The 10,116-nt window shown below is 41.4% G+C and carries 6 protein-coding genes; 1 reads left to right on the plus strand and 5 read right to left on the minus strand.

What is annotated here, in order from left to right:
• Positions 1 to 28: 28 nt before the first annotated feature.
• Positions 29 to 1,564, minus strand: coding sequence for a sulfatase family protein (locus tag QVP90_RS08215; RefSeq protein ID WP_021936144.1), 1,536 nt, complete (start codon positions 1,562 to 1,564; stop codon positions 29 to 31).
• 206 nt (positions 1,565 to 1,770) lie between these two features.
• Positions 1,771 to 5,811 (minus strand): hybrid sensor histidine kinase/response regulator transcription factor, encoded by a 4,041-nt coding sequence (locus tag QVP90_RS08220; protein WP_021936145.1) that lies wholly within the window; start codon positions 5,809 to 5,811, stop codon positions 1,771 to 1,773.
• 73 nt (positions 5,812 to 5,884) lie between these two features.
• On the opposite strand from QVP90_RS08220, the gene QVP90_RS08225 reads away from it, so the two are divergent.
• The gene (locus QVP90_RS08225) at positions 5,885 to 6,526 is read left to right on the plus strand and encodes a carbohydrate-binding family 9-like protein (RefSeq protein WP_021936146.1); all 642 of its coding nucleotides are present in this window, start codon (positions 5,885 to 5,887) and stop codon (positions 6,524 to 6,526) included.
• Positions 6,527 to 7,556: 1,030 nt separating this feature from the next.
• On the opposite strand, the gene QVP90_RS08230 is transcribed toward QVP90_RS08225, so the two are convergent.
• From QVP90_RS08230 to QVP90_RS08240, 3 genes are all read right to left on the minus strand, one after another.
• The gene (locus QVP90_RS08230) at positions 7,557 to 8,492 is read right to left on the minus strand and encodes a tyrosine-type recombinase/integrase (protein ID WP_021936147.1); all 936 of its coding nucleotides are present in this window, start codon (positions 8,490 to 8,492) and stop codon (positions 7,557 to 7,559) included.
• Positions 8,493 to 8,863: 371 nt separating this feature from the next.
• A complete protein-coding gene (lpxA, locus tag QVP90_RS08235; RefSeq protein WP_021936148.1) occupies positions 8,864 to 9,634 on the minus strand; it encodes an acyl-ACP--UDP-N-acetylglucosamine O-acyltransferase in 771 nt (256 codons plus the stop codon).
• Between the two features lie 28 nt (positions 9,635 to 9,662).
• On the minus strand, positions 9,663 to 10,116 hold a 454-nt coding region (locus tag QVP90_RS08240), incomplete at its 5' end, for a TolC family protein (protein WP_288204096.1).

Genomic DNA, 10,116 nt, shown 5'->3' on the forward strand with positions numbered 1-10,116 from the left:
AATTAAGAGTGAATGTAATAGAGGAATTCTATTTTTTTACTTCTTCCAATAAGGTGGATAATTGCTTCACAATTTCCGGGTACTCATCGGCTACGTTCTGTTTTTCTGCAGGATCAGATGATAAATTGTATAGTTGTGGCTGTTTGTCGTTACCCAGTTCTATTTTTGTCCAATATTCAATGGCTGGTCCGTCACTGGGTTCAATATATTTCCATTGTCCTTTTACGATGGCAAGGGTGTTGTTCAGGTTTTGTTGTACCACATAATCGCGATTACCGGCTTCTTTGCCAAGCAATACCCTTAGGTGTTCTTGGCTGTCGGGCGCTGCCCCTTTCCGTAAAGGTTGTTTCAGTAAGGCGGCAAGAGAGGCATAAACGTCAATTTGTGAAAAAAGGGCCTGTTGTTTGCTTGGTTTGATACCCGCAGGCCAACGGATAATAAATGGAATACGCGTGCCGGCTTCATAGGCACTATATTTGCCTCCTCTGTAGATACCCATCGGGGTATGTCCGTTCAGCATTTCGAGGGCTTGGTCTTGATATCCGTCGTCAATAACCGGACCGTTGTCACTTGTAAAAATCAACATTGTATTGTCTGCCAGGTTCAGACTGTCCAGTGTATTCATGATTTCTCCAATAGTCCAGTCTAACTGTAAGATGACATCGCCACGAGTACCTAAGCCACTTTTTCCTGCAAAACGAGGGTGGGGTACTCGGGGGACATGTACATCCTGGGTACCCATGTATAAGAAGAAAGGTTCGTTTTTATGCTTAGAAATGAATTGTTTGGTTTTGTTGGTGATGATATCGGCAATATCTTCGTCTTTCCAGAGGGCGGATTTTCCTCCTGTCATCCATCCGATACGTGGGATACCGTTAATAATGGTGTTATTGTGTCCTTGGCTGGGTTTAAGAGTAACCAGTTCCGGATTTTCTTCACCTGTGGGCCAATTCCCTACTTTATGCTGATAATTTACCGTTATCGGATCGTTAGGATCGAGCCCCACTACGCGTCCGTTCTCTACAAATACACAGGGGACACGGTCTACCGTGGCAGGAATCACGAATTCGTAGTCGAAACCGATATCTTGTGCATTGGGAGAAATTTGTTTGTTGAAGTCGGTACCTCCTTTAGGCCCTAAACCGAGATGCCATTTGCCTACTACTCCGGTAGTATAGCCTGCATCTTTCATCATATCGGCCATGGTGACACAGGCTGTATCGATAATCAGCTCTGAATTTCCCGGGGCGATACCGGTGTTTTCCTGTCGCCAGGGATACATTCCGGTTAATAGGCCGAAGCGTGAAGGGGTACTGGTGGCTGATGTAGCGTAAGCATTGGTGAACTGGACACCTTGTCCGGCCAAACGGTCGATATTTGGAGTACTGATTTGGGTTGCTCCATAACAACTAAGATCACCGATACCGAGATCGTCGGCGAAAATGTAGATGATATTAGGTTTTTGTTGTTTGTGATTTCTTGTTTCTTTGCTGGTTGCATTTCCGCAGCTACTTATTAGAGCAACACCGGGTAATAAGGATAAAGTATACAAGATTTGTTTCATGATCTTTTCTTATCTAAGGATTTCTTTGTTCTTTTAATATATGCAAAGATACCCCCAAATAAGGAAGAATATAGGCTAATGAAGTCCGAATTATAGGCAAGAAAAGTACATAATAAAGGGAGAAAGGAGATTTGAGAGGGGAGAAGTAGGCTGCGCTATCATGCTGCACAATAGTACTTCTCCCTTCTCAAATCTCCCCTCTTCCTTTATTCCTCATCTTCGTTTTCTTTTCCTTTTCGATAGCTCATCGGGCTAACATGGTATACATCTTTGAAACATTTACTGAAATATCGAGAGGAAGAGAAACCTACTCTGTCAGAGATTTCCGTAATATTCAGTTCCGGATTGCTTCGTAACATGATAGCTCCTTTTTTCAGACGAATGGTCAGAATAAAGTCGTTTGGCGTTTGTCCGGTTACAGCTTTTAGCTTGCTAAACAGGTTGGTACGGGCCATACCCATTTCCCGGGCAAAGGTGTTGACATTGAACTCCGAATCATCCAAATATTTCTCTATAATTTCCATGGCACGGTCCAGCATTTCTTTATCCATTGGATTAGTAGCCAGGATTTGTGCAAAGGCTTGCGGTTGTCTGGTGAATTTTTCCTGTAACTGGATGCGGGAGTTAACTAAATTGTTACAGCGTGACACCAGTATATTGATGTTGAAAGGCTTCGTAATGTAGTCGTCTGCACCGATTCGAAGGCCTTCTACAGTGTGCTCTACCGCAGTTCGTGCTGTAAGCAAAACAACAGGGATGTGACATGTGTTGAACTCTTTTTTTATTTGTTTGCACAACTCAGTACCAGACATACGTGGCATTACTACATCACTCAATACGATGCTCGGCATCTCTTTCTCCACCAATTCCATGGCTTCTACACCATCCGAAGCGGTGATAACTTGGTAGAATGTCCGGAATATGTCGGCTAACATCTCACGGATAGAAGCGTCGTCTTCAACAATAAGCATTTTTGCATCTGAGGGCTGTGAAGGGATGATGTCATTATCGAGGGCAGCTTCGGCCATTATAGCGGAGACACCGGGGTGCAGAGGCTCTTGTTGTTGCACGATTTCTTCTTTCAGAGAAATTTGATCCGGTTCGAAATGTCCGTTGCCCAACTTTAACGTGATGATGAAATTACTGCCTTTTCCGAGTTCACTTTCCACGGAAATTGTTCCGTGGTGCAATTCGATGATGCCTTTTGTTAATGCCAGGCCAATTCCGGTTCCTGCACCTACAGCTAATGAATCGAGTTGTTCGGTTTGATAGAAACGATCGAATATTTTATCTATTTCGGTAGCGTCGATACCCGATCCTGTATCCTGTATTTCAATAATTGCATTTCCTTTTTGCTTTTTCACACTGATCGAGATGGTGTCTTCTGCCTTGGTATGTTTCAAAGCATTGGAGAGCAGGTTATTGATAACTTTTTGTATTTGTTTCTGGTCATACCATACTTCAATATCCTCTGCTTCCTTCTTAAAGTTAAAGTTTATCTTTTTGCTGCTGGCATATTCCAGAAAAAGCAGGTAGTTTTCATAAAGGAATGTTACCAGGTTATGTTTGCTTACCTTAATTTTCATATGCCCCTGTTCCTGTTTCCGGAAATCCAAAAGTTCGCTTATCAATTCCCGCAACTGTAAACTACTTTTGTAAATTCTTAGTATTTTATTGTATACGTTAGGGGTGAAAGTTTGCACTTGTAACAGGGTTTCTATCTGGCCTACGATCAGTGTGAGCGGAGTACGGAACTCATGGGAAATATTGGTAAAGAAGCGCAATTTGGATTGATTGAGTGCTTCCAGATCTTCAATATGCTTTTTTTCGTATTTGAGAGATTCGCGTAGACGGATTCTGGAGTTGTAGGCATGAATAAGATACAGCAATAAACTTCCTACCGATATTATATAGATGAGATAAGCCCACCAGGTTTCATACCAGGGAGGCAGTATCCGTATTTTTAATCTGGTTTCTTTGATTTCATCCCGGTGTGTTTTGACTACGAATGTATAGTTTCCCGGGTTTAGGTTTGTATATGTGATGATATTTTGTCCGCGTTGCACGCTGCTCCATTCGTTAGAGAATCCTTCAAGGCGGTAAAGTATTTTATCTCGGTTGGCCGAAATATAATTGGAGGTGGTATAGCCTATGCTGAAGATATTCTGGTCGGCTTCTAAGGTGATTTCTTGCGTATATGAGAGGGCATATTGTAGAATCCCTGTTTCGTCATCCGGAGTAACCTCTTTTCCGTTAACAATCAGGCGTGATAGAAGAATATTATATGATTTAGGTGTAAAATAGAGTTTTTTCTCGTGAAAAGATATCATTCCCTGTACCCCACCCAAAAACACGTCACCGTCACGGGTTATATAGAGTGCGTTTTCATTGACGGCTGTTAGCGGGAATCCGTTTTCAATACTGTAATTATGAAATGTCTTGTTAGGAACATCAAATTTGGAGAATCCTTGATTGGTAATGAGCAGCAAACTGTTTTGTTCAAAAGAGGATTCGCACACTTCATAAACACAATCACTGGAGAGCCCGTTTTTCTGCATGTCGAAGTTCTCGAAACTGTTGTTTTCCTTATGATACAAATCAAGTCCGCTACCGGAGGTGGAAAACCACAGACGGCCTCGGCTGTCTTGCATAATGCTGTTTACATTGTTGTTGCTGAGACTACCGGATATTTCCGGGTCGTGACGATAGTTGGTTAACAGGTCGGTATCGAAACGGTAGCTGTATACACCTTCGCCCGTCGCGGCAATCCATAACGTGCTGTCTTTATCCATAAAAAGATCTGCTACCATCCTTATGGCTTGTCCCTCTTTGGTATCCTTAAATAGTTGCCGGCAGATACCTGTTGCCGGATCGAAAAGGCATACTCCGTTTTGGGTACCTATAATCAGTTGGTCGCGATAGGGGGTTATGTCCCGGATAATGTCCGAAGGTAATGAATTCGGATCGTCTTCTTTCATCCGGTAATGGGTGAAGGTATTGGTGCGCAAATCCAGCTTGTTGAGTCCGCCCAAGTGAGTGCCTATCCACATCTTTTCTGCCTTTTCATCATAATAGATCGCTTTGACGTTGTTGTGTGAGATACTATTTTTTCTTTCTTCATGGCGGAACCATTGAAAAATTCCTTTTTTTCTGTCATAAACGTTCACGCCGCCTCCTTCTGTGCATATCCACAAGTTTCCGTTCTTGTCTTCTGTCATACGGCCGATGATGGGGCTGCTCAATCCTTCTTGTTCTGTATCGGTTGCCTTGTATCGGGTATAAATTTCGTATTCCGGATTAAAGTAATTGACACCTCCGAAATAAGTACCCAACCATAAAGTTCCTTGGGCATCTTTTACAATACACCAGATAGAGGAGTGTGTAAGGCTTTCCGTATCATTGTTTGCTACATAATTGTCGAAGCGCCCGATACTTTTCTGATAACGGTTCAGCCCTTTGAAGGTACCTATCCATATGTTACCGTTATTATCTTCACAGCAATCTCTTACAAAATCGGATGCAACACTGTTGGGATTTTGCGGGTCGTGGCGCATGTTGTGTATAACACCGTCTTTGTCCACATGGTATAATCCGTATTCCCAGCTCCCTATCCATAATTCGCCTGAGGAATCCTGATAGATACTCGTTGTATTCCCTTTTTCAATGGGATGAGTGAGTACTTTTTCTTTGTCTAATTTGTAGACCCCACTGTTATCGGTTCCCATCCACAGACTACCTTCATCGTCGAGGTGAAGGCAGGAAATAGAGATGTCTTTGCCCGCCAGATGATAGGAAAGGTCGAAATTCCGTGTCTCTTTGTTGTATACGTATACTTCGTCTTTTTTTCCGATAAAGAGACGTTTATTGAAGTAAATACTGGTGACGTTCCCTTGCAGAAGTGTTGTAAATTTCTGCGTGATTAGATCGAATTCGGCAACACCTTCCGTACACAACAGAAAGACCTTTCCTTGCTGATCGCCCGTAATACGAAGTACTGTATTGCAGAACAGACTGTTCGGATTGTTTTTCTGTAGCTTGAAAGTTTTAATATCGCTACCGTTGTAACGATTTAATCCTTCACGCGTACCGATCCAAAGTACCCCTTGCTCGTCCACGTAAAGACTGTTCACAGAGAATTGTGATAAACCGTCATCGGTGGTCAAATGGTTGAAAGTGATGTTTTGTTTTTGAGCAAGAACCGTGGCTATGTTCAGTATAATTAAAAATAAAAGAATTAATTTTTTCACTTTTTATCGGGTTTAAGGTGAAACTAATCACAAATATATTACTTTTGTTTGACTTATAGAAATACAAGAAGCCATGAAAGTAAAAAAAATTAGTGTAGCTAATGTGGAAGTCAGTTCACTTCCCAAATTGCTGGATGAAGAAAAGATCGGTTTCCAGCCTGTCAGCAAAGTGAATTGGAACGAATATCCTTATTGCCCGAAAGTCGAATTCCGGGTTGCTCATACGGAGGATGCCATTTTACTGCATTTCAAGGTAACGGAAGCCAGTGTGCGTGCCCGTTATGGCGAAGATAATGGATCGGTGTGGACGGATTCCTGTGTGGAGTTCTTCTCTATTCCGGCCGGCGACGGAATCTACTATAACATTGAATGCAATTGTATCGGTACTGTTCTTGTGGGAGTGGGACCTCAACGGAGCAATCGCGAACATGCTCCTGCGGATGTTACAGCGCAGATACAGCGTTGGTCAAGTCTCGGACGTACCCCCTTTGAAGAGCGTGTAGAGGAGGTGACCTGGGAGGTCGCTTTGGTTGTTCCTTATACTGTGTTCTTTAAACATCAGATAACTTCGTTGGATGGAAAGGAGATCAAAGCTAATTTCTATAAATGCGGCGATGAACTTCAAACTCCGCATTTTCTTTCTTGGAATCCGATAGAGATAGAACAACCGGATTTTCACCGTCCGGACTTCTTCGGTACGTTGGAAATGGAATAAACTTTTGCACAGGATTTCTTCCTTTCTTTTTTTACACTCTAAAAACATCCCCATGTTGTCATACAGAACATGGGGATGTTGTGCATGAATACATCCCCATGTTTTATATAAGAACATCCGGATGTTGTTGTAGTAAGAGTTTAATGTTCGTTTTAAATGAAAGCTACTGCTTATCTGTATAAAGATCTATTGTTGTTGATAAGAATAGTATAACTTTTAAGGTCGTGTTAAAGGTTTGTTTTTAAGTTCTCTTCTCAAAATAATGCCGGGCAAAGTTTAAATAAGTTTTAAGAATCGGAATTATAATTCTCAAAACGGTTTTAAAAGACCTTCGTATCAAGTCTCTTTTTATAAATGTTTTATGTAAATTACCAAATAGAGTGGGCATGTCAAATACTTGAGATGAAGAGTATAAAGAAAATGGTCCCACTCTTTTGGTAATCCTTTTTGATCAGAAAAGGCGAATAACTGTGATTATGCCTCTTTCCTTCAGTTCCATGAGGATTCTTTCCTCTTTTCTGCTACGGGCCTTTGATCTATGTGCCAAATTGTAAACCCGCCATGGGGTAGAATTGTACTCAAACGCAATTCTAATGTACTCATTTCTGTTTTCTGAAAATAAAAAATTACCAAACCATTTTGTCATAAACCACTTGTTTTGTTTTTCTGTATTGATAATGTATTTTGGGCTGTGCTCTTCTGTTACTTTGTAGGTAACAGAGTTTATTTTTGTCACAAAGATCAATATATTTTTCGTAAAAGCAAAATAAACATCACATTTTTTTATCAATGCGAGGAAACACTATTCAAATATCAATTATTTAACAATATTCTCCCCAAAAATTAAGTGGAGTTTTTCTGCAAAAGCAAAAAAGAGTTCTCTCCATATTCATTCCGATAAATATGGATCACATCGCTATGACATTTACTCTACATCAAACAATAAATCAATTGAAACAGTAGTCTCTCTAAACGCTTTCAGAGGTGTATTTTATCATTATTCCGTTACCTACAAAGTAATGTGTCATAATTAATTCATCAAACGATGCTGTGCTATTGATGAAATGACTTTCCTGTTGGCATCATCTATTTTCGTTGCATTGAAGGGTTTTAGATAGGTTTCCGTGACTGTTATGGATGAGTGTCCCATTGCTTCCGAGATGATTCCCGGATGGATTTCATTGTAATAGGCCAAGGTAGCCCATGTATGGCGGGCCGTATAAGAGCTTAAATGAGTTTTCAAATGCAGTATTCCTTTGAGTTGATTGAGCTGCTGATTGAAAGTACGTAAGGCCCATTGGTATTCACGGTAGGACTCTATACTGCCCTCTTTACCCGTCAGAAATGGAAATAGGTAGGGAGAGTGAGGATCGGTATCCATGTATTCATTTAAAATAGCCCATGCTTCCCGGGGGATGTCAATGGTTAGCTGCCTGCCGGTTTTGCGACGCCGGTAAGAGATTGTATTTCCGTTTAGGTCTTTCTTATGCAAGTTTACCAGGTCTGCGAAAGGTAAACCACGAAGTAGGAACATGAGGATAAACAGACCGTGCGTGCGAGAGTGTGTCTCCGATATATCCCGGTTTTTCCAACTCTGAAATATTTGCGCCATTTCCTTGGCGTTCAGTGCCTTTTTCCGATCTGCACGTGTACCTGTATATACTTGTTTGAATAATCGCGGGATATAGGGTGCCAAGTGCCTGTCGACAGCCCGATTATAAGTTGCCCGGATTGTGCGCAAGTAAGTGGAGACGGTATTCCAACTGAGCTGCTTCTGTCTTAAGTAGAACTCGAATCCTTTCAGTAACTCCGGAGTTATTTTCTTAAATGGTATCCTGTCGGTACGATAAAATGCAATAAGATTGCTCAGGCTATTTTTGTATATATGCGCTGTTCCATAGCTATTGCTTTGTTCAAACTTACAAATAGTTGCACGCATGAAGTTCACGAAATCATCTTGTCTCATATTTTCTAATTTTAGTTTATGAATAATGGATAAAAATCTTTTGTTCTTCCATTTTTATGGATAATGGTATATATCATTACAATTTATGGGGATGGAAGATGATAAAGAACAAATTTAGAGGAAAGTTATCTTAATTTTTCAGACTACTTAGCTTATAGAGGAGACTATTAACTTTCATTTTTGAAATTGGGGAAGATGCACTTCTTTGGCGAAGGATTATTGTCGTGTGTGTAGGATAGATTGTGGGTACGTTGGGGTATCGGCTATTTTCAAGGTTGCCGGTCTCTCTTATTTTGGAAATAAAAAAAACTCCATTATTCTAAAAAAGAACAATGGAGTTTTTTATACTAAATGTAGATTTTAATCTGTAGTTATTTTACAATTCCTCGTTCGGATCCTTTCACGAAGTTAACTATATTCTCGATCTCTTCGCTCATAGGAACCTGGTCTACGATTTTCTGTACAGCATCTGTAATACTGAAGTTACCTTGATAGATCAAACGGTAGGCATTGGCAATATGACGTAAGATGCGTTCTGATGTATTGTGATGCTGGGTAAGTACTACGGCATTCACTCCGTGATAGGTGGTGGGATTGCCGGACATAATCACATATGGGGGGACATCCTTGGAAATACGACATCCGCTCTGAACTAATGACCAGCTACCCACGCGACAATACTGATGCAAGATTACATTACCGCTCAGGATGACACAATCATCGAGTTTGCATTCACCGGCAATGGTTGTCTCGATACCGGCTACGCAGTGATTGCCAATCTGAACATCGTGGCAGATATGTACTTTGTCCATCAGGAAGTTTTCATTACCGATGCGGGTTGCATTACCGGAAAATGTGGCACGACTGATCACTACATTCTCACGGATATGATTATTGTCACCGATAATCAGGCTACTGTCTTCACCTGTATAATGAAAATCCTGAGGCTCGGAACCTAACACTGCATGGTGGTGTATCTTATTGCCTTTTCCCATACGGGTACCATTCAGAACACTGGCATAAGCCATGATTATACAGTCGTCCCCGATTTCGACATCTTTTTCGATATAGGCAAACGGTTGGATAGTGACATTCTTTCCAATTTTTGCTCCGGGATCTACATAAGCTAACGGACTAATCATGATATTTACGATTTACAATTAATACCTTTTAATTTTCTCTTCCGCCACCTAATGCTTGGTAGAGACTGACTACGGCTTGCATGCTGTCGAAATGGTCGGATACTTGTGACAGACGCGCACTCAGCAGTGACTGTTCGGCCGAGAGAACTTCCAAATAGGTTGACGTGCCTAAATTAAACAATTCTTTTGTATATTCGGCGCCTTTTTCGGCAGATTCTACTTGAAGTTGACGTGCAGAGGTCTTTTCGGCGGTAGTCTGGTATAAAGAGAGCGCGTTGCTTACTTCACTGCCGGCATTTAATACGGTCTGTTGGAAAGCGAGTTTAGCTTCTTCCTGCTGTGCCTTGGCTATCTTTAAACGGGCGATGTTGCTGCCGCGATAAAAGAGAGGTTGGGTCAGTGAACCGACAACAGAGGCAAGGAGTTTACCTGGGTTAACGATAACACTACCGGCACTGTTTGTCCAGCCGGCTGAACCGCTA

This window comes from Bacteroides sp. CAG:189 (assembly GCF_000432295.1).
Taxonomy (GTDB): Bacteria; Bacteroidota; Bacteroidia; order Bacteroidales; family Bacteroidaceae; genus Bacteroides; species Bacteroides salyersiae.